At 51.8% G+C, this 23,452-nt stretch carries 18 protein-coding genes and 1 pseudogene; 11 read left to right on the forward strand and 8 right to left on the reverse strand.

All coding sequences use genetic code 11. The features are described from left to right. The first annotated feature begins 106 nt into the window (after positions 1-106). The gene (locus Q0P86_RS10730; protein WP_295039363.1) at positions 107-724 is read left to right on the forward strand and encodes a hypothetical protein; all 618 of its coding nucleotides are present in this window, start codon (positions 107-109) and stop codon (positions 722-724) included. Between the two features lie 91 nt (positions 725-815). Here Q0P86_RS10730 and Q0P86_RS10735 read toward each other — a convergent pair whose 3' ends face one another. Then, the gene (locus Q0P86_RS10735) at positions 816-1,970 is read right to left on the reverse strand and encodes a glycoside hydrolase family 26 protein (protein ID WP_294113706.1); all 1,155 of its coding nucleotides are present in this window, start codon (positions 1,968-1,970) and stop codon (positions 816-818) included. A gap of 184 nt (positions 1,971-2,154) precedes the next feature. On the opposite strand from Q0P86_RS10735, the gene Q0P86_RS10740 reads away from it, so the two are divergent. From Q0P86_RS10740 to Q0P86_RS10750, 3 genes are read left to right on the forward strand one after another with little or no spacing between them, the layout of a single operon-like run. Beyond that, entirely contained in the window at positions 2,155-3,474 is a 1,320-nt protein-coding gene (locus Q0P86_RS10740; protein ID WP_290995941.1) for a GntR family transcriptional regulator, read from the forward strand. Between the two features lie 40 nt (positions 3,475-3,514). Next, on the forward strand, positions 3,515-3,829 hold the full coding sequence (locus Q0P86_RS10745) for a nucleotidyltransferase domain-containing protein (RefSeq protein ID WP_290995944.1): 315 nt from the start codon (positions 3,515-3,517) through the stop codon (positions 3,827-3,829). A 1-nt stretch (position 3,830) separates the two neighbouring features. Beyond that, the gene (locus Q0P86_RS10750; RefSeq protein ID WP_290995947.1) at positions 3,831-5,624 is read left to right on the forward strand and encodes a penicillin-binding protein activator; all 1,794 of its coding nucleotides are present in this window, start codon (positions 3,831-3,833) and stop codon (positions 5,622-5,624) included. A 174-nt stretch (positions 5,625-5,798) separates the two neighbouring features. Here the strand turns inward: Q0P86_RS10750 and Q0P86_RS10755 are convergent, their stop codons facing one another. Beyond that, positions 5,799-6,014: a hypothetical protein gene (locus Q0P86_RS10755; RefSeq protein ID WP_290995950.1), complete on the reverse strand. Its 216-nt coding sequence runs from the start codon at positions 6,012-6,014 to the stop codon at positions 5,799-5,801. A gap of 475 nt (positions 6,015-6,489) precedes the next feature. Here Q0P86_RS10755 and Q0P86_RS10760 point away from each other — a divergent pair, with 475 nt between their 5' ends. Both Q0P86_RS10760 and Q0P86_RS10765 read left to right on the forward strand, forming a co-directional pair. Further along, entirely contained in the window at positions 6,490-7,428 is a 939-nt protein-coding gene (locus tag Q0P86_RS10760; protein ID WP_295039368.1) for a hypothetical protein, read from the forward strand. 134 nt (positions 7,429-7,562) lie between these two features. Further along, entirely contained in the window at positions 7,563-8,228 is a 666-nt protein-coding gene (locus tag Q0P86_RS10765; protein WP_290995956.1) for an NYN domain-containing protein, read from the forward strand. Between the two features lie 431 nt (positions 8,229-8,659). On the opposite strand, the gene Q0P86_RS10770 is transcribed toward Q0P86_RS10765, so the two are convergent. Continuing rightward, positions 8,660-9,574 carry a hypothetical protein gene (locus Q0P86_RS10770; RefSeq protein WP_295039370.1) on the reverse strand — a complete coding sequence of 305 codons (915 nt, stop codon included), beginning with the start codon at positions 9,572-9,574 and terminating at the stop codon, positions 8,660-8,662. Between the two features lie 137 nt (positions 9,575-9,711). On the opposite strand from Q0P86_RS10770, the gene Q0P86_RS10775 reads away from it, so the two are divergent. From Q0P86_RS10775 to purM, 3 genes are read left to right on the forward strand one after another with little or no spacing between them, the layout of a single operon-like run. Next, positions 9,712-11,037 carry an ABC transporter substrate-binding protein gene (locus Q0P86_RS10775; RefSeq protein ID WP_295039371.1) on the forward strand — a complete coding sequence of 442 codons (1,326 nt, stop codon included), beginning with the start codon at positions 9,712-9,714 and terminating at the stop codon, positions 11,035-11,037. 3 nt (positions 11,038-11,040) lie between these two features. Beyond that, on the forward strand, positions 11,041-11,838 hold the full coding sequence (locus Q0P86_RS10780; RefSeq protein WP_290995964.1) for a cyclic nucleotide-binding domain-containing protein: 798 nt from the start codon (positions 11,041-11,043) through the stop codon (positions 11,836-11,838). Positions 11,839-11,874: 36 nt separating this feature from the next. Then, a complete protein-coding gene (purM, locus tag Q0P86_RS10785) occupies positions 11,875-12,900 on the forward strand; it encodes a phosphoribosylformylglycinamidine cyclo-ligase (RefSeq protein WP_295039375.1) in 1,026 nt (341 codons plus the stop codon). Between the two features lie 28 nt (positions 12,901-12,928). Here purM and Q0P86_RS10790 read toward each other — a convergent pair whose 3' ends face one another. After that, positions 12,929-13,315, reverse strand: coding sequence for a hypothetical protein (locus Q0P86_RS10790; protein ID WP_295039377.1), 387 nt, complete (start codon positions 13,313-13,315; stop codon positions 12,929-12,931). Between the two features lie 197 nt (positions 13,316-13,512). Between Q0P86_RS10790 and Q0P86_RS10795 the strand changes: the two genes are divergently transcribed. Both Q0P86_RS10795 and ahcY read left to right on the forward strand, forming a co-directional pair. Beyond that, positions 13,513-15,069: a glycosyl hydrolase family 5 gene (locus Q0P86_RS10795; RefSeq protein ID WP_295039379.1), complete on the forward strand. Its 1,557-nt coding sequence runs from the start codon at positions 13,513-13,515 to the stop codon at positions 15,067-15,069. A gap of 164 nt (positions 15,070-15,233) precedes the next feature. Then, positions 15,234-16,694 carry an adenosylhomocysteinase gene (ahcY, locus tag Q0P86_RS10800; protein WP_295039381.1) on the forward strand — a complete coding sequence of 487 codons (1,461 nt, stop codon included), beginning with the start codon at positions 15,234-15,236 and terminating at the stop codon, positions 16,692-16,694. A 580-nt stretch (positions 16,695-17,274) separates the two neighbouring features. Here ahcY and Q0P86_RS10805 read toward each other — a convergent pair. The 4 genes and pseudogenes from Q0P86_RS10805 to Q0P86_RS10820 all read right to left on the reverse strand — a co-directional run bounded on the left by Q0P86_RS10805 (position 17,275) and on the right by Q0P86_RS10820 (position 23,448). Beyond that, on the reverse strand, positions 17,275-20,313 hold the full coding sequence (locus Q0P86_RS10805) for a DEAD/DEAH box helicase family protein (RefSeq protein WP_295039384.1): 3,039 nt from the start codon (positions 20,311-20,313) through the stop codon (positions 17,275-17,277). Between the two features lie 619 nt (positions 20,314-20,932). Next, entirely contained in the window at positions 20,933-21,292 is a 360-nt protein-coding gene (locus Q0P86_RS10810; protein WP_367181817.1) for a four helix bundle protein, read from the reverse strand. A gap of 49 nt (positions 21,293-21,341) precedes the next feature. Beyond that, positions 21,342-22,844: pseudogene (locus tag Q0P86_RS10815) on the reverse strand (site-specific DNA-methyltransferase); the annotation flags it as partial. A gap of 22 nt (positions 22,845-22,866) precedes the next feature. Then, complete coding sequence (locus tag Q0P86_RS10820) at positions 22,867-23,448, reverse strand: hypothetical protein (protein ID WP_295039386.1); 582 nt, start codon at positions 23,446-23,448, stop codon at positions 22,867-22,869. Positions 23,449-23,452 lie beyond the last annotated feature (4 nt).

A 23,452-nucleotide genomic window follows, 5' to 3' on the forward strand; every position in this document is an offset into this window, starting at 1 on the left:
GAAAACGACAAATAAACCCATCTTCAGGAAATGAATGTATTTTTAGAGGTACCCTAGTCTTAATGCGCCACATGATTCTTCAGAAGCGGAGTTTATAGGTGGTTGTGTGACTTTTGATGTGACTCCATCAACTGACACCCTTTGCTTGAAACCTAAAATAGCCATAATAAATCTTAACCCCGTAAATCGCGATGTACTCCATATTCATAAAAACAATGCAAAAGAAACACTGCCGTTTTATTACAGAAAAAGATTTAAAGGCCGCTGGAACGCAAGACTTGCAGGACCGTCTTACGTATATGAGAAGCAATTTGAAGCTTTTATAAGTGGGCCCTGCAATATGAAGAAAAAAATTATAGCAGAATATTGCATTGATCAATTTCATAGGCTTGTTTTAGATCAAGAGCATGATTACATCCCTCGCTATATTTTTGCCCCGGCAACCGAATGCAATGTCTGTAACAAAGAATACAGCGAAAACATTTCCGCAAGCATAGCTTTCAAAAAAGGCAAATTTACTCCAGTTGAAGGAATGATGTATAAAAGTTGCGAGGATTATTCCTTGAAAGATGCGTTTCTGTTACCCCATAGTATAAAAAAAGAAAAGTCTCTTTATGGAAAGGTTTTGCCTGTAAGAATAGATGCCGAAATACAAAGTGATAGTATTCATCGGAAAGATTATTATGATGTAAACATCCGTGTAAGTGGCCCTTGTAAGGACTAGTTAATGATTCTAAATACGATGCAGCCATCAAGAAAAAGTCCCGAAAGGAAAACCTTCCGGGATTTTTTGGTTGTTTGGGTGGGAGTGATGATTATTGTTTAATAGAAAGTTTGTACATACTCCGCGCATGGGTGTCGGGTACGTCGATGGCGTGTTCGCCCGGGGTAAAGTGCTGTACGGCGCTTTGCCACAAAATGCGGCCCTGGTAGTCGAACTGCACGACGCTTGCCTTTAGCGCTTTGCTTGTTTGCATGTAGAGCTTGCCGTCTTGCAGGCGAAAGGAGCTGTTTGCGGCCCTCCCGACAGGCTTGATGGCGGTTCCGTTGTCGGGGTTAGCGGCCTTCATCTTGGCGATACCGGCCTTCCAGGCATCGACTGCGGCCTGCGAGGTATTGAGCGCCCAGTCGCCTTCGTTGGCTTCTTTGCTCTGGCTGAACCACATCACCGCGAATACACGGGAGAAGTCCGTGGCGAAATGCTCGAACATGTCGGTGATCCATTCGGCCTTGTTTCCGCCCAGTTCGGAGCTGGAGATTTCGGCGATGAAGAGCGGCTTGTCGATCTTGGCGAGTGCGTCGTACGCTTTTTTGAATACCTGCGAGAAGGTCTGCCAGTTGGACCAGCTCTGGCACTTGCCCCAGTTGTAACCGTCGATGGAGATGTAGTCGACGTATTCGTCGCCGGGATAGTTGCCAGTGAGCGTCGATCCTTTTCCTGCATTCGAGGCGTTCGTCGTCCACACCCACTTTACGTTGGTGACATTTTCTTCGCGGAAGATGTTCACGATATGGCGGAATGCCTCGGCGACGTTCGCGTCGGTGTTGCCGGCGCCGGCCTTGCCCACACCCCAGTCGTACCAGTCACCGTTCGCTTCGTGGAGCGGCCTGAGCCAGATTTCTTCGCCGTAGTTCTTGACGCCCTTCGCGTAGTCGCGGATGTAGCTGTCGGCCATGCCGTCGACCAAGTCCTGGGCGCCGTACCCGTTCGCCATCCAGGTGACCACCAGCGTGGAACCGTTTTCCTTGGCCACGTTGGCGTATTCTTCGGTTGCGTTCCAGTCGTTGATGTCGAAGAGCGCGAAGTAACTGATGAGGTCGAGGTGCGAACCCTGCAGGTCCTGGAAAGCCTGCACGTTTTCCTGCGTGGGCTGCGGGTACTGTCCCGGGCCGCCGACCCATGCGCCGACCTGGAATGCCATTGCCGCTACGGGAGCGACACACATAGAGAGGAATAGTTTCTTGTTCATATAAACTCCGTTTGGCGTTAAACGCCGGTGATATTGTTTTACTTTATTAAAGATATGTCGCGATGCTTGCCTATTCGCAATAAATTATGTATATTAATGCTAAAGTGTATCTAGTGTTATTTCGCGTATGTTCGCCATGTCAAGTTCGTTCGGAATTTGTTCCAAATGATGCGGGAGGAGTTCGGTGACGGTCGACGATTTTTGCAGGTGGATTGAATCTTCCGGATTCAAGGATGGCGCAAGGCTTCCGTCGGTGCGCAAGGTGGCGTCGTCGTCGGGAGCCTCGACGTTTACCGTTTTCCAGGCGTACAAGAGGCTGGTGGAGCAGGGCAGGATTTACGGGGAACACGGCAACGGCTATTTCTGGGGAAAGAAGCCCGAGATCGTGATAGAGCAGGGCGAACGCGAGACCGAACGGCTGGAACGCCTGCTTCTAGAAGACTGGAAATCCGGCAAGATTTCGGCAGACCGCACGCTCCCCTCGATAAAGGGCCTTTGCTCGGTTTACGGGACTACGCCGGGGTCCATGAGCCGTACCCTCGAAATGTTGCGCAATCGCGGCGTTCTTGACCGCAGGGGGCGTGGCCGCTACTACTTCAGGAACTCCAGGCCCGAATCGCTTAGCCAGAAGGAAATCCTCCTGGTGATGCGCTGCAACCCGAACGGGGACTTTAACGGTCTCGGCGAACGTGAACTCATGTTCATGCGCCTGGTGTACGACGAGGCGCGCCGCAACGGCCTGAGGGTCCGGGCGCTTGGCTATTTCGAAAAGGACGGGGTTTTCCTGGATGCGGTCGGGAACCGTGTAAGGCTCGCGGACTGCAGCGAGTGTTTCGGAGCAATCGTCTCGACCATGCTGGTGTTCAATGTCAACCGGCTCTTCGCGTTGCTGGCGAGCACGCGGTTTCCGGTATCGGTGTGGTGGGAACATCCGCTCTACGACATTCCGCGGGCTTTAAAGAAGGAAAAGCGCTACGCATTCTTCAATCTGGCTTTCGGAGATTTCCCGGGGCGTGCCGTGGGGCATTTCCTGAAGAAGAAGGGGATGGAGCGTATCGCCTTTGTATCGCCTTACCACATGAGCATGTGGTCGGTGGATCGCCTGCGCGGGCTCAAGAAGGTGGGACTCAAGGTGGTCGAGGCGACAGACGCGACGCATGCGAGCCCGTTCGACTTTATGCAGGAATCCGGTGCGCACGAGCATTTTTGCCGAATACTGTTTTCGCTTGTCGCGAACCTGCCGCCAGTGGACGCGTGGGTGGTCGTGAACGACCGTGTGGGGGTGGAACTCCTTTCGATGGTGAACCGTGGCGAGCTTGCGCGGCCACCCTACATGGTGTCTTTCGACAATTCTACCGACAGCTACCGTTTCCGCCTGGATTCTTTCGAGTTCAGCCTTGCCGCCCTCGCGGAACAGTCCGTGTTCCACCTGGTGTCCCCGGGAGTTACTTTATACAAAAAAGACGATTTTAGGGAACTTTCGGGCCATGTAGTGGAAAAGTAGCGGGAATGCTCGACCCCCATTTAACTATATTTGGGTCGATATGGCTTTATGCATTGAATCTGATCATTTGGAAAAGGTCCAGAGGCTCCTCGCTCTCCATTTCGAAGGAATGGAAGTCTGGGCCCATGGCGCCCGTGTGTCGGGGGTGGACCTGACTCCTGAAACGGAACTGGAACTGGTGGTGATTTCCGAAAAGCCCCTTTCCTTCGAAGTGATGACGGCCATCGAGAAGGCCTTTGTCGATAGTGGACTTCCGTTCCGTGTCGATGTCATTGATTGGGCGAAACTGCCCGAGTCCCTCCAGAAGCAAATCAAGAAAGAACACGAGGTGGTTCAGTCCGCCGCGGAATCTTAATATGAAACGTCTTTTACCGTTTGTTTTGGCCGCAGGTCTTGCGACCACCCTGTTTGCCCAAGACGAAATCGCCCAGGCAAAATCGCTCATCCAGAATGGCAGGTGCGCCGAGGCGGTTGCCCCCCTGCAGAAGCTCTACAAGTCCAGCTTCCGTAAGCCCGCAGGCGAAAAGGCCGCCGTGATGCTTGCCGAATGCTATATGCGCGACCACAAGCGCGACGAGGCTCTGAAGCTTTCTTCGAGGTTCCTGGAATACTACGTGAACTCGGCCTACCGCGAACGCATGGAACTCGCGAACGCCATCGTGATGGCGGAACGCGGCAACGTGTACGAGGGCGTGGAATCGATGCTCCGCATTCTCGCCTACACCAAGAATCCCGCCGCGAAGAGCCGCACCAAGGATGTCGCCATCCAGACGATTGCCGCCTCCCTTTTGACGGCGGACCAGCTGCAGGCGCTCTTGGAAAAGTATCCGGTGGACAAGGACGTTATCGGCTGGCTGCAGTTGCAGATCGGCCGCGAATGCCAGAACTCCAGGCGCTACCGCGCCGCCCGCTACTGGTACAAGAAGGTCTTGGCCGGTGGGGTAGCGGAGAACCTTTCCAATACGGCCCAGAGGGGCCTAGAATCGCTGGAAGGCCAGGGTGCGGGCATGCCGACGGTGTTGGTGCTTGCGCCGCTGTCGGGTGACTTTGCGGAGTTCGGAGCCGCGGCTATCCAGGGTGTCATTCTCGCTCACGAAAAGGCGGGGCTCCAGGGCAAGGTGAACCTGCGCGTGGCGGATACCCGTGCGGATGCCGCCCAGGCCCTGCTCCGTACGCAGCAGGCGGTGAACCAGGACAGCATTGTCGCCGTGATTGGACCTATCATGAGCGCCCCCGCGGCGACCGTTGCCGCATGGCTCGGCAGCAATTTCCAGAATATCCCGATGCTTACCCCGACGGCGACCGACGACGGCATCGCGAAGATGGGACCGAACATTTTCCAGGTGAACATCACCATGGATAATCTCGCGAAGAGCATCGCGGACTTTGCGACCAAGTGCCTTTCCATCCGCGAATTCGCGGTCTTAAGCCCGCTGGGCGGTTACGGCGCCTCCATGTCGCAGAGCTTTACGCAGGCGGTGGAACGCCGCGGCGGAAGTGTGGTGGCGTTCCGCAACTACGAGGAAGGCCGTCCTGACTACAAGACTGAATTCAGTCTGCTTCGTGACGTGCGTTTCAAACAACTGAACCGCCGCCAGAACATTGCGCGCGGCGCCGCCGACCTCGACGCGGTGAACGCCAAGGAGCGCCGCTTCTACATGCAGGATTCCACGTTCAACATTCCGGGAATCTTCATTCCGGCGACGAACCCGGGCGATGCGGGCCTCATGGCGGGCCAGGTGGCCTTCAACAAGATTTCGGGCGTGCTGCTGGGTGCATCCGGCTGGTACGGCCGCGAACTGCTGATCCAGGGCAAGCGCCAGGTGGACAGTTCCTACTTCAGCGTGCCGGCCATGGACATGGACGGCAACAACGAGAACCTGAAGAAGTTCGTGGGCGACTTCAAGGAACGCTGGGGCGACGAACCCGGCGAAGACAAGGTGAGCGGCCTCAGCTACGATGCGGCGAATATCGTGTTCAGCTCGCTTGCGAAGAAGCCGAACAGCCTTACCAACGCCATCAACAACACGGCGAATTTCCCGAGCGTCTACGGCGAAATCAAGTTCAAGCGCGGCGTGAACACCAACGCGAAAATCGTGACCGTGAACAAGGGCAAGTTCGAGACGGTGGAAGGCTGCCCTGCCAAGTAGCGAAGGGGCGCTGCTCGAGGCGAACCGGAGCGCGACTCGAACTCAAGTCTCGCGAAATAAGATTGAAAAAATTCCGCAGCGGCGTGCTGCGGAATTTTTGTTTCTAGGAGGAGAGAGTCTTTATATAATCAGGACGGTATTCCCTTCGGTTGTTCGGGAAAGACTTTTTTGGCTTCAGTCTTCTTCGCAGGAAGGGCAGAGGGAGGCTGCCACGTAGTCAGGCGAATCGCCGTTGCGGTAGTACGCGTGCAGGCTGTCGTCGTCCAGAAGGTCGTCCAGGTTGCCGCCACCCACTGCGTCCAGTTCGGCTTTCACGCGGTCCTTGAACGCCTTGAAACCGGAATGGATCATGTAGAATGACAGTGCAGATGTTTTATGGAAGAGCTTCATAAGACCTCCGTCTTTTTTTCGATACCGTTAGTTGTTTTGTGCGTTACATGTTTATTTGTTGTTGAAGTGTTGAAAAGGTGTTTATTTCTTAACCTCAGTTATATATTTTTTTTACTTGTCGGGCAAGGTGCTTTGGGAAAAGGGACGAAAATAACATCTTTTTGTAACTTTTGCAAAAAATGGAAAATTTGACCGCTTTTCTGGATGCGAAATCGTAACTCGTTGACTGTCAACGGCTTGCGAAACGAAAATGTTTTTTGTTAAAAAAAGTGCGGCTCGCGCCGATTATTCCAATTTGGAATAAAAAATATCGTCTGTGGAAGCCGCGAAGCAGGCGGGAGAATGTGCTTGGCGGTCTGGGAATATGTGAATAAATTGTTTACGAAAGTTTTTTATCCATAGTTTATCAACAGATTTGTATGTAAATGCGGGCCTTATTGCGGTTTTCCCACTCCTATTTTCTACCTTTGTGTCTATGTTTTTGCGAATTCTGACGACGATTGCGCTGTGTGCGGTCTGTACCTGGGCGGGAGATGTCCCGTCGCTCAAGTTGTCCGCGGGCCAGAACGACCTGTGGGTCAGGGCGACTTCCGCCACGATGGCGCTCCGCTACGGCGATGCCATGGAGCTCGCGAAAAAGCTCCGCTCCGAAAACGAGGGCGCGGGCTGTGTCCTGGAAAATGTCGTACGCATCAGCGTTTACGACGACAAGGGCGATACGGCTGCCCTGCAGAAGGCGGGTCAGCTACTGGAAAAATGCAAGACGGAGGGACTCTGGGATGCGCTCCGCAGGTTCGAGATGGGCTATGTGCAGGGCGAGACGGGGCATTCCGTGAAGGGGGCCATGACGACGCGTTCTGCGGCGAAGGCCTTCGAGGATTCCGAGGAGCTCGAGGCGCGTGCGTTCTTCGCGATTTACGCCTACTACATCGACAAGAGTTTCAGCTGGGTGCCGTTCAAGTCGGATAACCGCGAGGCGTACCTTGCGACTCTCGACAGTGCGTCGAAGAAATCCGAGCGTTTCTGGCCGCTGTTCCTGACGCCGCTTATCTGGATGCACTACGACAAGGAAGATTTCTCGAAGGGGCTCAAGCTCGCCGAGCGCGGCCTCGCGAAGGCTCCGGGCAATCCCGTGATGCTGCAGATCAAGGCGGACATGCTTTACCGCCTGAATCGCTACGACGAGGCGGCTGGAATCTACGAGAAGAGCGCCGCCGATTACCTGAAGCGTACCGGCGCAAGTATCCGCTACTGGTGTTCGGTGCTGAACTTGGTCCGCATCTACCACGATGCGGGCAAGAAGGAAAAGGCGGCGGAGTGGCGTGCCAGGCTGGACAGTCCGAAGTTCAGGGCACTCAAGGGCTGGATGCCCGAGTCTCTGATGGACGACCTGGAAAAAAGAAAGTTACTTTGATTTGTCGATGCCGATTTTGAAGCGAAATCGGCAATTTCTAATTTGTTTACAAAATTTTACTGCAAAAGGGGCGTGTGGACTCCTGAAAAAAGCGTGTTAAGAAATAGGCACGTTTTTTTTCGGAGGTTTACACCATGGAGCCTTTGCGCGTCGGGTTCTTTCTTGACGGATATACGCTGAAGAAGGTCAACGAGTATTACCGGAACCATCACCGGTTCCGTTCACAGCTGGATTTCAGGAGCCTGAAGTCGTGGGTGCAGATGCAGTCGCTCAAGTATTTCGAGAAGGGAAACTACCGCGACCTGGAGCTTGAGGCGCATTATTACCACCCCTACCGGAATCCGCATATCTACAGGGAATACCACGAGGGGGCTATCCGGTTGCAGCACGAACTGGAGCAGGCGGGGTACAGCGTGCATTATAATCCGACCGCTCCGGTCGAGGGGACGCTCGGGCCGAACATGGCGCTGATGGAAGATGCGCTGCTGTTCGCGGTCTACCGCAAGCTGGACGCCGTGGTGCTTTTCAGCACGCAGGGGCAGTTCGCCCCGCTCCCGAGTCGCCTGGGGCTGATGGGAGTGCCCACGCTGCTGCTGGGTTGGAGCTTTGTGTACCCCAAGGCGAAACGCAACGTTTATTGGAAGACCGACCCCTGCCTCAGGGACCGCTGCGCCCATTACGTGGCCATGGAGAAGGTCGTCGACAGGACTCCCAATTCGACGCAGGGACCGAGCGGGTTCTTTTTCCAGTGCGAGCATCCCTTTGAACGGAGCCATTCTGCACCCGGCCGCAAGAGCTAGGCCGCTTTCTAGATTCCTCGACCACAGGCGACGGCGGGCGGTCCGACCTCAAGCGGACTGCCTGCCGTTGTTCGTGTACAACAAAGCCCTCGATATTGATCTAGGGCGGTTGACGCCTTTGGCGTCCGCGGCTTCACTCGGTCATAGAAAAATAGCGCTAGCGCAAGCATTTTTCTGCGACACTCGCTTTGCACGCTCTTGCGAGAGTGTGTACGCCCGTATAGCCTAGAGGCAGTGAGCACGAACGGTCATCTGTGAGCAATAAACGCCTCGTATTAACGAGGCGTGGTTGACGCCTTTGGCGTCCGCGGCTTCACTCGGTCATGGAAAAATAGCGCTAGCGCAAGCATTTTTCTGCGACACTCGCTTTGCACGCTCTTGCGAGAGTGAGTGCGATCGTATTGTCTAGTGGCAGTGAGCACGAACGGTCATTATAGTTTATCGGCCTGCTTCTTTTCCCACGTGGAGAGGAAGTACCAAGTGATTCGGGCTCCGAGGTACCAGGTGTCGCCGACATTGTCTGTTCCGTCTTCTTCATAGAAGATGTTGAATCCTTCGATATCGAGATCGTTGTAGCGCACGAAACGGTATCCGGCGTATCCGCCCAGGCCGAGGCGTCCGAACTCGATGCGGAATTCGAGTTCGCTGGTCACGGTCGTCGCCATGGTGCTGTAGAAGCGGTCACGCGCGAGTTCCGTGTGTTCGGGCTTCCCCCTTTCTTGAAGGGTGAACTCCGAGGCGAAGTGGAAATTGATAATGTTGAAGCCGAAGCCGATAGAGGGTATCAGGTTGATGAAGGTGTGTTCGCCGAAAAGTTTCCAGCCGAACATCCAGTCAGCGCCGTAGGCGAACCATTCCACATCGTAGAGAGGCCATGATTTTTTTTTCGGAGCGACATCCTGGGCATCTGCGGGGTAGCCATCGATGTCGGTTGTGTAGGAATTTGCAGGGCGTTCGGAAGTCTGCATCGGCATGAAGTTGATATCGAACCAGGTCAGGAACTGCTTGTACTGGGCGCCGATGTTCACGTGTAGACCCAGATAGTAGTCGTTGAACTTGTCGTAGCCTGGAAGCTGGCCGTAATAGGAAAAGGTCGTGTCGACGGTATTAGTGTCTTTGTCGATGTAATAGCCTTCCGTTTGGTGGCCCCAGTTGCTGAAAGCCGTATTGTTCACGTAGCGCTGGAATTCGCTACGCATGCCGCGGTAGTCCGCACCAATCGAAATGAACCCGCGGACGTGGTCCTTTTCGTAAAAACCTTCTTCGAGATCGGCGAATGCGCCGGTGGTGAGTGTGAGCAGGCTCAGGGCCACGATGCTCAAAAAAGAGGCTATCTTTGTTTTCATAAAAGATTCCGTTGCTAGTATACGTCATATAAAATACATTATGTTTTGGGTTTTTGGCACAAAAAAATGCATAAGATGTTAAAAATCAACGGTTTACGATTTTTTTGGGAGCTATTGTGTTGAATTTTTGTGGAAAAATGGTAGCAAGAGGTGCCTTGGGGGGCCTGGGGATGGCCTTGGCGCTCCTGTGCTCGGCTTGCGGAAATGGCGGCCAGCCCGGTAAGTCGGACGGGTGCGGTGAACTAGCAACCCAGGAATACGCGAAAAACCTGATGATGGGCTGCCCCTGCGACGAGAACCTGTTGGAGGTCCGTTCGGTCGTGGGTCGTGACACGCTGGTCAAGCGTTTCGCGTTGCGCAAGCGGGCCGAAGGGGAAGGCGCGGCCGAGGGCGTCGTGGATCTATCGCATGGGCGTGCCAAGGAGACTGTCCTGCGTGTGCCGCTCGAAAGGGTGGTCGCGCTTTCGTCGGCGCAGGTCGGGTTCCTGCTTCGCCTGGGTCTTATGGACCGCATCGTGGCGGTGGGCGAGGGAAAGTATGTCGCGGATAGCGCCCTGTATGCGCGGGTGCAGCGGGGCGAGGTCGCCGAGGTCGGGAACGGAACGTCGATTTCGCTGGAGAAAATTCTGGCGGTTCGGCCGGACCTGGTGATGGACTTTGCTACGGGCGGCAGCCAGGATGATTATGAACGAATTAATAGCCTCGGGATCCCGCTGATGTTGACTTCGGAATGGCAGGAGGAACATCCGCTCGCGAAAATCGAATGGATTAAGTTGTTCGGAAAACTGTTCGGCGTGGAAGTTCGAGCCGATTCGATTTATGAACAAAGTAAGAATGCATACTTGCAGGTTGCAAATGGGGGCGTTGCGGGGGGAAACCCCGCTAGAGGGGGTAGCGAGCAACAACGTGTGAGCGAGGGGGAGACTTCCCCCAACAAGTCAGAAGTAGAGATTACTTCGCCTTCGGCTCGCAATGACACTCTCTCGTCTTTCGTCTCTCGTCTTTCGTCTAAGTCTTGTCCTCGCGTGATTGCGGGGATGAACTACGGCGGAGTCTGGTACGCTCCGGGCGGCAACAGCTTTACGGCGCACCTCATTCGGGATGCAGGGGGCTGCTACCTGTGGGCATCGGACACCAGCCGCGAACTTACGTTTACGCTGGAAGAGATCATGCTTGTGGCGGACAGCGCCGACGTGTGGGTGAATCCGGGGGCGTTCTCGAGTGCGGAAGACATCCTTGCTGCGGAACCGCGCGTCAGGCACATCAGGGCGTTCCGGGAAAAACGCGTGTGTCAGAATGACGGGCGCAGGGGTCCGGGCGGCGGTAACGATTTCTACGAGTCGGCGGTGGCATACCCTGCCGAATTGCTCCAGAGTTTGCGGACCTGTATACAGAATGCATCGAATGGGGCTGATTCTGCCCAAAAGGAATTTGACTGGTACCGCAATATTTTTATCTTTTAGAATATGAAGACTCATACAGGTATCGGTGATTGGATTGCGGCTAACTATGAGCTGGGGATTCCTTTCCTGCAGCAGGTTCCGAGAGATTGTGCTGATTATTTGCTTTTGAATGCCCAGATTCGCGAGTACGAAGCGGGCGAAGTGATTATCAACGGCGGTTCCGTCGGGGATTCCTTCTGCGTGCTTCAGAGCGGCAACGCCTTTATCTGCGGCCAGATTCTGGCCGACGGTCACTACAATACGCTTGCTGCCCTCGATGCGGGTGCCTGCTTCGGCGAAATGTCCATTATCTGTAACGAGCCGACGAGCAATACCGTGATTGCGGGCGAAGAGGGTGCCACGGTTCTCCACATTCCGCGCGAGGAATTCGTGAAGTTCCTGGACAAGAACCCGAATATCATGGTGTACCTTTACAAGGTGGTGGCCGACCGCCTGCGCGCAAAGAACAAGGCTTTTGACGAATTCGAACGCCTGTCGCTTTTGGCTTCGGCCAAGGTGCTTCCGTTTATCGATTTTGCTCAGACAATGGAAAAGAGCCGTATCACCGGGACGGTCATGTTCGAGTGTAACGGCGAAAAGGGATTTATCGCATTCCAGGAAGGCCGTATCTGCTGCGCCAAGTGTGGCAAACTGGCAGGGCCGGACGCATTGGAAAAGATGCTGTCGTGGGGCGACGAGACTTTGTTCAAGCTCGATACGCACCTGATGCCGGATATCGTGAACATCAACCAGATGTCCGATACCACGAGCCTGATTCTGGATGCGCTCAGAAATATTGATGAAAAACAAAATGCCCGTTAAGGGCGAAAAGATGCCTGCTAGGGCAAAGGATAGAAGATGAATTACGCAGACGCAGGAGTGTCCTTGGCACGCGCCGACGAGGCGATGGTCGGGGTCAAGAAGTCCGTACGTACTACATTCAACCAGGGCGTTTTGGGCGACGTGGGCAACTTCGGTGGCCTCTTTACGCTGAACCACCTCGGCATGAAGGACCCCGTTCTCGTGAGCTCCGTAGATGGCGTGGGCACCAAGCTCAAGGTCGATATCGAAATGGGTACGCACGAACTCCCGGGTCAGGACATCGTGAACCACTGCTGCGACGACATTCTCGTCCAGGGTGCACGTCCGCTGTTCTTCCTCGACTACGTGGCTACCGGCCGCCTGGAACCGGGCGTGATGGACAAGCTCGTTGCCGGTATGGCCAAGGCCTGCCGCGAAAACGACCTCGTGCTCATCGGCGGTGAAACCGCTGAAATGCCGGGCTTCTACGGTCCCGGCGACTACGACATTTCCGGTACAATCGTGGGTGTCATGGAACGCGAAAACATTATCGACGGCAAGAAGATCAAGCCGGGTACCATCATTCTCGGTCTGCCTTCTACGGGCCTTCATACCAACGGTTACTCGCTCGCCCGCAAGGTGCTGTTCGACGTGGCCGGCTACAAGGTCGATACCGTTGTCGACGGCATGGACAAGTCCATCGGCGAAGCCCTCGCCGTGCCGCACCGCAGCTACTACCCGAGCCTCATCGACCTCTGCAACAAGAAGATTATCCAGGGACTCGCCCACATCACGGGTTCGGGCTACCAGGGCAACATTCCGCGTATCCTCCCGGACGATGTCGACGTGATTATCGACCGCACCACGTGGGATCCTCCGATGATCTTCAAGCTGATCCAGCAGGCCGGTTCCGTGGAAAAGGACGAAATGTACTCTACCTTCAACATGGGTATGGGCATGCTAATCTTCATCGACCCGAAGGACAAGGCCGAAGTTACCGCTCACCTCGAAGCCAAGGGCGAAAAGTGGGTGCAGATCGGCGAAGTTGTCGCTGGCTCCAAGCAGGTGAAGTTCCGCGATTAATTCGGATTTCAGATTTTAGAATTATTTTTTATTTGGCGGCTACGCCGCGATTATTGTAACTCTGATATCTGAATCCATCATTCTGAATTACAAAAAGGCTTGCACGTAAAAGTGTGGCCTTTTTTTGCAATATGCGGCTATGGAGGGCAGGCTGAAAAACAGCCTGCTCGAAATAGCCGGCAAAGCCCCGAGTAATTTTGCGTGACGCAGTTCTCATATTTCGGGGCTTTGTGCACATATTGCGGCTATGGAGGGCAGGCTGGCATACAGCCTGCTCGGAATAGTCGTCAAAGCCCCGAGTAATTTTGCGTGACGCAGTTCTCATATTTCGGGGCTTTGTGCACATATTGCGGCTATGAAGGGCAGGCTGGAATACAGCCTGCTCGAAATAGCCGGCAAAGTCCTTGGTTGCCATGCTAGATGCAATTTGCATAGGCAAGGACTTTGCTTTTTGTGAAGTGGCCTTTTTTTGTTACTCTTCTTCCCGTTTTGCGCACACTTCGTGAACATTTAATGAATTTGTAACCTGTTTTTACTTTGAAATTCAGGGATGAGAATTTATTTTTGGGGAGTAAATTGCCAAAGTTTGGGTTGGCGTAAAAAAGAGGTTGTATGAAACGTAAACTGTTCAAGACGATGATTGCGGCCGGTGCGGTCGCCATGATTTGTGCCTGCGGCGACGATGCTGCAACGAAGGCGGCCGATGCCATTGGTGGCGTTGGGTCGTCGGGGAGTGCATCTCCCGCTGTCGATAGCCCCTGCAATGGAGTCTTGTCGGCTGCAGACACTTGGCTTTTTGATACCGGTAACGGTTACTGGGTGATTTATGCTGATGGAGCAGTCACCGATGCCGCGGGAAAACCGGTGGCGGCCTTTGTCGATGGCTCCATTATGACGCTGGATGGCGTGCCTGCTGTGAGCGGTATTGACTTGAATACCTTAACCCCTTGCAAGGCGAATGCCGTGATTGACACCCAGACGGGCGAGTTGACCATTCTGAGTTCCGCTTCGGCAGATCCGCAGGATCCGGGGCTTTCGGCTGGTAACGATCCGCTCAACCCGGGTTCTTCTGCCGCGACCAATCCCGAAGACCCGTTCATTCCGAAGTCTTCGACAAGCGTGAATCCGAACGACACGACCACGACTCCACTTGACGAAAGCAGCAGCTCCGTGAATACGGACCCTGATATTGGGCCCGACGGATTCCCGACGATTGAATCTTACGGTGCGCCTCCTGCCGAATACACCAAGGACATTCTGAACAACGGAAAGACCGGCTGGAGTAGCCGTTACTGGGATGCCTGTAAGCCGCACTGTTCCTGGCTTAGTAGCGTTGACACCACAAGCGAGGAAACGTACGAGGCCGGTATGACAGTCGCCCGTAACTGCAACATTCACGACGTCGAAGTTCCGGCATTTACGCTCGGCCATGCAGTACAGCAGTATTGGATGGGTTTCGAAGGCACGAACAGCGCCTGCGATACAAAGGATTCTACAGGCACGTTCACCTGCTCGGATATGGCCCCTATCGCCGTGAACGAAAACCTTTCTTACGGTTATGTGGCGGGTTCCGGAAGCCTTTACAAGTATGGGTGCGGCAAGTGCTACCATTTGCAGTATAATGGAGGCAATCATGCCAACGACGTTAAGGCCACCCATAAGGCGCTAAAGGGCAAACACATTGTGGTGATGGTTTCCAATATTGGTTATGATGTAGAAGAAGGTCAGTTCGATATGCTTGTGCCGGGCGGTGGCGTAGGCGCCTTTGATGCACTCTCCACGATGCTGGGCGTCTCTAAAAGCGATCTCGGTGCGGGTTCGGGCGGATTCCTTACGGAATGTCAGCAGAGCCTTGGCTGGGACAACACGGTGGAAGCTTACCAGAAGTGTGTCATTGCTAAGTGCGAAGCCGTATTTAGTAAGTGGCCGAACCTTCTGCGCGGTTGTAAGTGGTATGCCGAATGGTATATGGCCGCTGACAACCCGACCTACAACTGGGAAGAAGTGGAATGCCCACAGTACTTGATTGACCATTACATGACGACCATCAACACGACCAAGGACAACCGTTACCGCTGGCGTGATGATTGGTCCTCCTACAAGAAGGGTGATGAACTCGAAACGCAGGAATGCCTGACGGCGGACTACCCCCAGGGTTGCGGACCGTAAAATAAATACGTGGATTTGCCGGAAAAGGCGAAGAATTTTCTTGAATGGAGCCCCGCGATAGGAATCGCGGGACTTTCTTTTATCTAGGACAGGGAGTCTTGACTAATTTTATGCATATAACTATATTTATGCATAAATAAGATTTTTAAAAAGGATATATTAACATGGAATACAAAATTAAGGATATCAACCTTGCTGTGGAAGGCCGCAAGGAACTCGACCTAGCCGAAACCGAAATGCCGGGCCTGATGGCGCTGCGCAAGGAATACGAAGGCAAGAAGCCGCTTGCTGGCGCCCGTATTATGGGCAGCCTCCACATGACGGTGCAGACCGCTATCCTCATCGAAACGCTGGTGGACCTCGGCGCCGACGTGCGCTGGGTGAGCTGCAACATCTTCAGCACGCAGGATAACGCCGCCGCCGCCGTCGTGGTGGGCAAGAAGGGCACCGTGGAAAACCCGCAGGGCGTGCCCGTGTTCGCCTGGAAGGGCGAAACCCTCGAAGAATACTGGGAAAATACCGCCCGCGCCCTCGTGTGGCCCGACGGCAAGACCGCAGACCTCATCGTGGATGATGGCGGCGACGCTACCATGCTCGTGACCTGCGGCGCCGAATTCGAAGATGCCGGCAAGGTACCCGAATTCAACCCCGCTACCGACAGTGAAGAATGGGGCGTGTTCCTCGCCACCTGCAAGAAGATTTTCGAGAAGGACCCGAAACAGTGGACCCGCGCCCGGGTCACTCTCCGCGGCGTTTCCGAAGAAACCACCACCGGCGTGCATCGCCTCTACCAGATGGCCCAGGCAGGCCGCCTCAAGTTCCCGGCAATCAACGTGAACGATTCCGTGACCAAGTCCAAGTTCGATAACCTCTACGGCTGCCGCCACTCCCTCATCGACGGCATCAACCGCGCTACCGACGTGATGATGGCAGGCAAAATCGCAGTCGTGTGCGGCTACGGCGACGTGGGTAAGGGCTGCGCACAGTCCCTGCGCGGTCAGGGCGCCCGCGTGATCATCACCGAAATCGATCCGATTTGCGCACTCCAGGCCGCCATGGAAGGCTACGAAGTCAAGACCCTCGACGAAGTCGTGAGCTACGCCGACATCTTCGTGACCACCACCGGCAACACCGGCATCATCAGCGCCGCCCAGATGGAAAAGATGAAGCACCGCGCCATCGTGGGTAACATCGGCCACTTCGACAACGAAATCGACATGGCCGGCCTCAAGAAGATTCCGGGCATCAAGCGTAACGAAATCAAGCCGCAGTACGACGAATGGATTTTCCCCGACGGCCACAGCATCCTCGTGCTCGCCGAAGGCCGCCTGCTGAACCTCGGCTGCGCTACCGGTCACCCGAGCTTCGTGATGAGTGCAAGCTTCACGAACCAGACCATCGCACAGATCGACCTCTGGCTCAATGCCCAGGGCAAGCAGACCGTCGCCGGCATCAAGTACGAAAGCGGTATCGTCTATACGCTCCCGAAGATCCTCGACGAAAAGGTCGCCCGCCTGCACCTGGAAAAGCTCGGCGTTCACCTCACGACCCTCACCAAGGCCCAGGCCGACTACATTGGCGTGCCGGTCGAAGGTCCGTACAAGGCTGATCACTATCGATACTAGTGGTTAGTGGCTAGTGGTTGGTGGTTAGGAATAACTGCCAGCCGCGCAATTGTCATTCCGGCTGCCCTCACTTGTCATCCCCGCCACCCACACTTGTCATCCCGGTCCCAGTGCCGGCGGACAGCACTTTGCACTTTTATACGATACTTGGCAACTTGTTGCCATAGTAGAGTTATCCTCTTTGGGGAAGTGCTTAGTGCGCATGGCCACCAAGGTGGGGATCACCTTTAAAAAACACCCTCGTGCAATTTAAAATGCGCGGGGAGTTTTTTTATAAATAGCTGAAAATCCATACCAAGAAACAACTTTGATATAATTTAGGTTGTGGATAAAACAGAGGAAACCCAATCAGAATTATATCAAAGGGAAGAATTGTTTGCGTCAAAAAATACTTGAATGAAACAGCTAAAATTCGGAAAGCGATAGGCCAACTGATCAATATTTTCAGATTGGCAAAGCTAATCAGCGAATATTGGCCGATAATCCACGCCTTGTTTACCCAATTCTTTTACAACTAAAACACCCTTCCTAAACCGGAACTTAGCAACAAAGTTCCGGCAGGAAGTATGTCTTTACATCCTTACCCTGCTCTCACTGCATTCAGCAAATCCAGGTAGCTCGCTACGTGTGCGTAGTGAACGTTTCCGGTCGAGGCTTCATTGAACAGCTTCTTGGCGCATTCGATTTTTGCCTTTTCGACAGGGCGTAGCATCATCGAATTCATTGAGCCCTTTGTTTCGGCAACAAAGAATACGTGCTTTACTTTGTCCTTTTCAAAGGCGATAGCCCAGTCGGGAGCGTAGTTGCCTACAGGGGTCGGAATCTGGAAACTACGCGGCAACTTGGCGTACACGCACACTTCGGTTGCCTTTTCTAGAGCTTCGGCAAAATCCCTTTCGCCATTGCTGTCGGGGAACACGTATTCCATGATGCTCTTGTTGGCAGGGATTGCGCGTTCGTATGTCGAAGAATGTTTTTCGTTTGTGAAAATGGTGCTATCGTAGGTTTCATCGATTGTGTTGTAGCGGATGCACTCCACAATCATAGTCGCTTTCTGTTCCTTGATGGTCTTGATGACCTTGCTGATAAATTCTTCAGGATTGCTCTTGAATAACGCAAACTTGCTTGCATCAATCCGCTTCAATATGGCGACGACGGTTTTGCGTGTAAGTGTCGCACCCTTGGCGATTTCGCCTACCAAATCATACTTGGTTTGTGACATGGCGGCGATATCGACTACTTCCGAGGCTGTTTTCTGGTTGTCATCAAAATCGTTTACGTCTTTCTGTTCGCCAGACTGCACTGTATAAGACAACTTCTTCACAATCAAGTTCGCATTGACATCGTCCACGACTTTCTTGATGAGTTCGTCGCTGTCGTAGTGCACGGTATAGGCGTACTTGTGGTTGATTTGATTCCACAGTTCCTGGAATTCCTTCTTTTCGAAGTTCGCCTTGTTGAGCCCGTTATCCTTGATTTCGGTCTGGTTGCCGTCTTCGACCATTCCGTCAAGTGCGACAGATTCATCGAAGATGGATTGCACAAGCTTGTGGACATCAGCTTCCATGGGGGCGATGGATGCCTTCTTGATTGGCTCCAGCGTTCCGTTCTTGGCGGCATCCTTATATACGTCGGTGACATTGCCCTTTTCGTCGATGTAATCGTTAATGAGCAAGTAGGCGTGAATGGCATCCGCTTCGGCCTTTGTAATCGGGCGCTTGACTCCATCGACAGTGACATTCTTGCCAATAAAGAATTCTTCGTCGGCCTTTGTCGGGCGGGTGCGCAGGACTTCCTTAGTTTCGGCTTGAAGGCCCGAAACGAAATCCTTGTAACTTTCGTTTGCAATGACGGTCAGCTTGTTGACTTCGTGAATGTTCTCGCCGATTGAATCAAGGTCCATACGGTTGCCGTTAACATCTACGCACAAGCGGAGGCCGCGGCCTACTTCTTGACGTTTTGCTGTGGCGGAACTTGCGTGGCGCAAGGTGCAGATTTGGAACACGTTCGGGTTGTCCCAACCTTCGCGTAGTGCCGAATGCGAGAAGATGAATCGCGTCGGTTCATCAAAACTGAGCAGCTGTTCCTTGTTTTTGAGGATCAAGTCGTATGCAGAAATATCGTCCGCGATGTCGGAGCCACGTTTAAGGGCACTGTTGACGGCATGGCCCTTCTTGTCGATGGAAAAATATCCGTTATGGACTTGTGCAGCATCAAAGCGGTCCAGATATTCCTGATATTTTCCGTTGAACAGGTTGCTGTTTTCGTTACGGTAGTAATCGTATTCTTCTTCGAATATCTTCTGGTATTCACCCTTGACTTCGTTGCCTTCGTCATCGTATGACTTGTACTTGGAAACTTCGTCGATGAAGAACAGGGAAAGCGTCTTGATGCCGCGTTCGAAATTAAACTTTTCCTTTTCGAAGTGCGACTTGATGGTTTCGCGGATTTGGGCGCGTTTCATGGCGTCTTCGGAAATGTCACCGACAACCTGGCCCTTGCTTAAAACAACGTCATTGACAAAAGTAACCGAACTGCGTTCCGGGTCGATATTCAGGACTTCGAGCCCCTTATAGACCTGGAGGCCTGTTGCGGTTTCAAGCTTGTCGCCCGCCACGAAACTCAAAATTTTACGGGTAATAACGCCGCTTTTCAACTTGACATTGACTTCTATCTTCGCGATAGGGGCCTTGTTCTTGCTCTTGACGATGTCATCAAGATACATGTAGTCCTTGATGCCCGGGATGTTGCTGATTTCGAAACCCTTGACCTGGATTTTCTTGACAAGTTTCTTGTTGTATGCATCCAGTGCGTCCAAGGCGTAAATCAGGTTATGGTCGGTCTTGTGTGTTGCCGAGAAATATAGGGTAAACAACGGATTGAACCGCTTGAGGCCTGCCTGCGTTGCGGCACCTTCCATCTTTTGCGGCTCGTCCATAATGATAATCGGGCGGTTCGCGGCAAGGACATCAATGGGTTTGCGGCTTGCAAATTCATCGCGCTCGGAATAGATAATCTTGCTTTCTTTGTTGTTTGCTCCCTCTTTCATGGAGCTTGCGAAAGCCTGCGTGTTGATAATCATCACGTTGATTCCGGCATCGCTCGAATAGGAATCAATCTTTTGCAGGTTAGAACTGTCATAGACGAACCACTTGGCCTTTTTGCCATAATGTTCAAAGAAATGCGTCTCCAGCATTTCGAAACTTTTGGCGACGCCTTCGCGGATGGCGATACTCGGCACCACCACGACGAACTTGCTCCAACCATATCGCTTGTTCAGCTCGAACATCGACTTGATATAGACATACGTCTTGCCGGTGCCGGTTTCCATTTCAATGTCAAGGTTCACAAGTCCAAGATTCTTGTTCAGCTTTTCAGACTTCTTGATGTCATTTTCGAGCTGGAGTTGGCGGATATTTTCAAGAAGATTGCCCTCGGATTGCACCAGTTCGTGGTTGCTGTAGCCCTCTTCGTTTTCGAGCCTGAGCATAGGCGAATCGACCTTGCCGATATCGCGACGGTACAAGGTCTTATCAATACAGGGTTCACCATCGAACACGCGGGCGATGCATTCCACCGCGTCGGTCTGGTACTGTTGAATCTTGAACTTGAATTTCATGTTTTTACCCTGATTTCTCTTAAAGTTTCACTTAAATTTGACTTAAATCTCACTTAAATTTCTCTTTAAAAATTGGCGATTTTAGGCGAAATTCGCTAATTTAGATAATTTTTCGCTTAAAAGCTCTCTTAAACTTCGCTTAAATTCTCACTTAAATTTAGACTTAAATTTTGGGGATGATCTCATTACAGCACCTTCCGGATGGTGTCTTTGCTGTAGGCGTTCCAGAGTTGTTCGAAGTTGTCGGCGACGTTGTCAGTGGCGAGGGAGCTGTCGCGCATGACGAAGTAGTAAGGCTTGAGTTTTGCGATTTCGGTGATGGTGGCTTCGTCGATTTTTTCGTCGAAGCAGGCGACGAGTTCCTTGTCGTTTACGAAGAAGACTTGTTTGCCGTTGATTTGGCGTTCCTCGATTTTGCTGGAAAGTTCAAGGTCGCATTCTAGCATAACCTGGAACAGCAAATCCATCGGAGTGCGGTCGCGTTTGATGTTGGTATCGAGTTTGTCGAGAAAGCCCTGGTCGATGTCGGCGGGCTTGTAATACACGTCGTTCATGTTGCTTTCGGCGAGTTTCAGGACACGAAAACCGCGGTCAGAGTTTAGAACTGAGAACTTAGAACTTAGACCTTTGATGTCAAATGCTTTATCAGCGAAGAGATCATTTTGCTGATTTCTTCCAAGAGCTTCAAGCTTGATTCGATATCCGTTTTCGTTAAGTATTTTAAGCGTTCGCAAATCAACAATTGTGTTTCCAGTTCCGCTCGTGATCCCCTTGCTATTTTCAAAAACTGGACAAACTCCTTGCTCCCCCGAGATTGCCCCTCCGCTATGTTCGACGGAATCGACACCACAGCCCTGCGAATTTGATCCGACAGAGCGTATGTTTCCTCCTTCGGCAACCTCTTCACCAAGGCATAGACCAATTCCATTAGATCCATAGACTTCTTCCAAACTTCTAATTTCTGGTAATTCTCTTGCATACTTTTCGACAATTCCTTCTTTTTCTAAGTTCTGTAAACTAAGCTCTAAGATCTGATCGCCGGCACGGCGGATGCGTTCCTTGCCAATTTCGCAGATATTTTTGTAACCAGCCTTGTAGGCTTCGGAGTCCTCTGCAGTCACTTCAGGTAACTGAACGCAGATGAATTTACGATTGCCATTATCTTCTGCGTTAAGTTGCATTACAGCATGAGCTGTTGTTGCTGAACCGGAGAAGAAATCAAGAATGATTGAGTCTTTGTCAAAATGAGATGCAGCCGTCGCAAAGGATTTAATATAATTTACTGGTTTTGAATAATCAAAAAGTTTTTTTATGCCGAAAATGCGTTCTAATTCTTCGTAGGCATCTTCGTTGGTTCCCTTTATTTCTACGCCATTTAAAAAACTCGGAAACCCTTTGAATTGACTGTCTTCATAAACACGATATGCCCTTATTTGAAAATTTTTTGTGTTAATTACGCAGCGGGTTCCTTTTGCAATTTCTTCGTTAAACATTTGTTGCGACCATGTAAATGGCGCTGATATTTTAAATTCATTCTCAATTAGACCATTATGAATGATTACATCGTCTAATAGTTCAACTGGATTTACATCATCGCCGTATTTTCCTTTTTTATACAATCCATCTGGCAATTTGGAAGATATGCAATTGGCGGGGATTTTTAGTGTAGAGAAACGATTGGTTCTTTTAATTATGGGTTGAGATTCATTGCTATCTGCAGTTCCTCCAAATAATCCTATAGATTCATTACGATTTTTTGCATAGGATAATGCATATTCAGTTAGGCTGATTATGCCTTTTGATAGAAAACTTCCTTTTCTTTTTTTGGACCAAGTTACAACACCAAAACAATTGTCTTCCCCAAAGATTTCATCACATATTTTCTTTAAATTTTGAACTTCATTATCATCTATGCTGATAAATATCACGCCGTCATCGCTTAGCAAATTCCTTGCGACTTTCAGGCGCGGGTACATCATGTTGAGCCAGTCGGTATGGAAACGGCCGTTGCTTTCGCTGTTCTTCTCGAAGTTCTGCAAGGTCATGTTTCCGTCTTCGTCGAACATGCCGCTGGTTTCAAGGAATGTTTCGGAATCCTGCTTGAAGTTGTCGTTATAGACGAAGTCGTTGCCCGTGTTGTAGGGCGGGTCGATGTAAATCATCTTGACCTTGCCCAGGTAGTTGTTCTGGAGCAATTTGAGCACTTCGAGGTTGTCGCCCTCGATGTAGAGGTTCTGCGTGTTGTCAAAATCGACGGATTCCTCTTTGCAGGGGCGGAGCGTCATCGTGGTTGGGGCGTTCGCCTTGCGGATGGCGTCGCGCTTGCCGGGCCAGTTGAACTGGTAGCGTTCCTTCTGCCCTTCGACCACTTCGCTGTTGATTTCCTGCATGAGCAGGTCCTTGTCGATGGCACGGACCGGGTTGCCGTCCTTGTCGAGCGATTCCGTGACGCAGTTCGGGAACAGCGCCTTGAGCTTCTCAAAGTTCTCGCTTGCCATATCCGCAGTCTTCATCTTCAATTTCTCGGTCATATACGCTCCAGTCGTCTAAAAATTATGTTAGCCGGTTTTTCAAATATGTAGCAAAATCGCTCTTTATAAAAATGGAATTGTCTTCGTTGTGCCTAAATAAATTATCAAGTTTTTCTTGATTAATTGGGCTAAAAAGAAGCTCTCCCTTTTCATAATCAGGGAACATTCCTTTAATTAGCGGCATATATTGCTCTGAATGCATGGGAATGTTTTCATGGTTTGTTTCAGTGCACTTTGCTAACCACTGGTTCAACGTTTCGTCATCATAATGAAGCATCAAAAAATCTTCGAAATTATGGACGTTAAACAAGAATTCATCTCTAAACCCTGATTCCGCAAGCTTTGTACTGTTATCTTGCTCGCGACTACCTTCGTTGCGGACGTAGATATCGTCGTCCAAAATTATTTTTATAGGCGTTCTTGGATTGTCCTTGCGTACTTCCTTGCGCTTTTTTTGAACCTCAGAGTAAAAACCCGTACCTATAGGCTTGGGAATGAATTTAAAATTATATTCGTTTTCCCGTAAATATCGATTGAGTTCCTGAATGTAGGCGTATTCAGATGGCCCCTCGCACAATAGAATTATCATTTCATTATTCGTCATGCCA

It is taken from the genome of uncultured Fibrobacter sp. (genome assembly GCF_946062555.1).
In the GTDB taxonomy this organism is placed as follows: Bacteria; Fibrobacterota; Fibrobacteria; order Fibrobacterales; family Fibrobacteraceae; genus Fibrobacter.

Coding starts and splice junctions, on each gene's coding strand:
- Q0P86_RS10770 (WP_295039370.1), bottom strand. CDS start 9,574: ATGAAAACAAAGATAGCCTCTTTTTTGAGCATCGTGGCCCTGAGCCTG.
- Q0P86_RS10745 (WP_290995944.1), top strand. CDS start 3,515: ATGGCTTTATGCATTGAATCTGATCATTTGGAAAAGGTCCAGAGGCTC.
- Q0P86_RS10790 (WP_295039377.1), bottom strand. CDS start 13,315: ATGGCAACCAAGGACTTTGCCGGCTATTTCGAGCAGGCTGTATTCCAG.
- Q0P86_RS10750 (WP_290995947.1), top strand. CDS start 3,831: ATGAAACGTCTTTTACCGTTTGTTTTGGCCGCAGGTCTTGCGACCACC.
- Q0P86_RS10780 (WP_290995964.1), top strand. CDS start 11,041: ATGAAGACTCATACAGGTATCGGTGATTGGATTGCGGCTAACTATGAG.
- Q0P86_RS10755 (WP_290995950.1), bottom strand. CDS start 6,014: ATGAAGCTCTTCCATAAAACATCTGCACTGTCATTCTACATGATCCAT.
- Q0P86_RS10775 (WP_295039371.1), top strand. CDS start 9,712: ATGGTAGCAAGAGGTGCCTTGGGGGGCCTGGGGATGGCCTTGGCGCTC.
- Q0P86_RS10810 (WP_367181817.1), bottom strand. CDS start 21,292: ATGCAAGAGAATTACCAGAAATTAGAAGTTTGGAAGAAGTCTATGGAT.
- Q0P86_RS10795 (WP_295039379.1), top strand. CDS start 13,513: ATGAAACGTAAACTGTTCAAGACGATGATTGCGGCCGGTGCGGTCGCC.
- Q0P86_RS10735 (WP_294113706.1), bottom strand. CDS start 1,970: ATGAACAAGAAACTATTCCTCTCTATGTGTGTCGCTCCCGTAGCGGCA.
- ahcY (WP_295039381.1), top strand. CDS start 15,234: ATGGAATACAAAATTAAGGATATCAACCTTGCTGTGGAAGGCCGCAAG.
- Q0P86_RS10820 (WP_295039386.1), bottom strand. CDS start 23,448: ATGACGAATAATGAAATGATAATTCTATTGTGCGAGGGGCCATCTGAA.
- Q0P86_RS10805 (WP_295039384.1), bottom strand. CDS start 20,313: ATGAAATTCAAGTTCAAGATTCAACAGTACCAGACCGACGCGGTGGAA.
- Q0P86_RS10765 (WP_290995956.1), top strand. CDS start 7,563: ATGGAGCCTTTGCGCGTCGGGTTCTTTCTTGACGGATATACGCTGAAG.
- Q0P86_RS10760 (WP_295039368.1), top strand. CDS start 6,490: ATGTTTTTGCGAATTCTGACGACGATTGCGCTGTGTGCGGTCTGTACC.
- purM (WP_295039375.1), top strand. CDS start 11,875: ATGAATTACGCAGACGCAGGAGTGTCCTTGGCACGCGCCGACGAGGCG.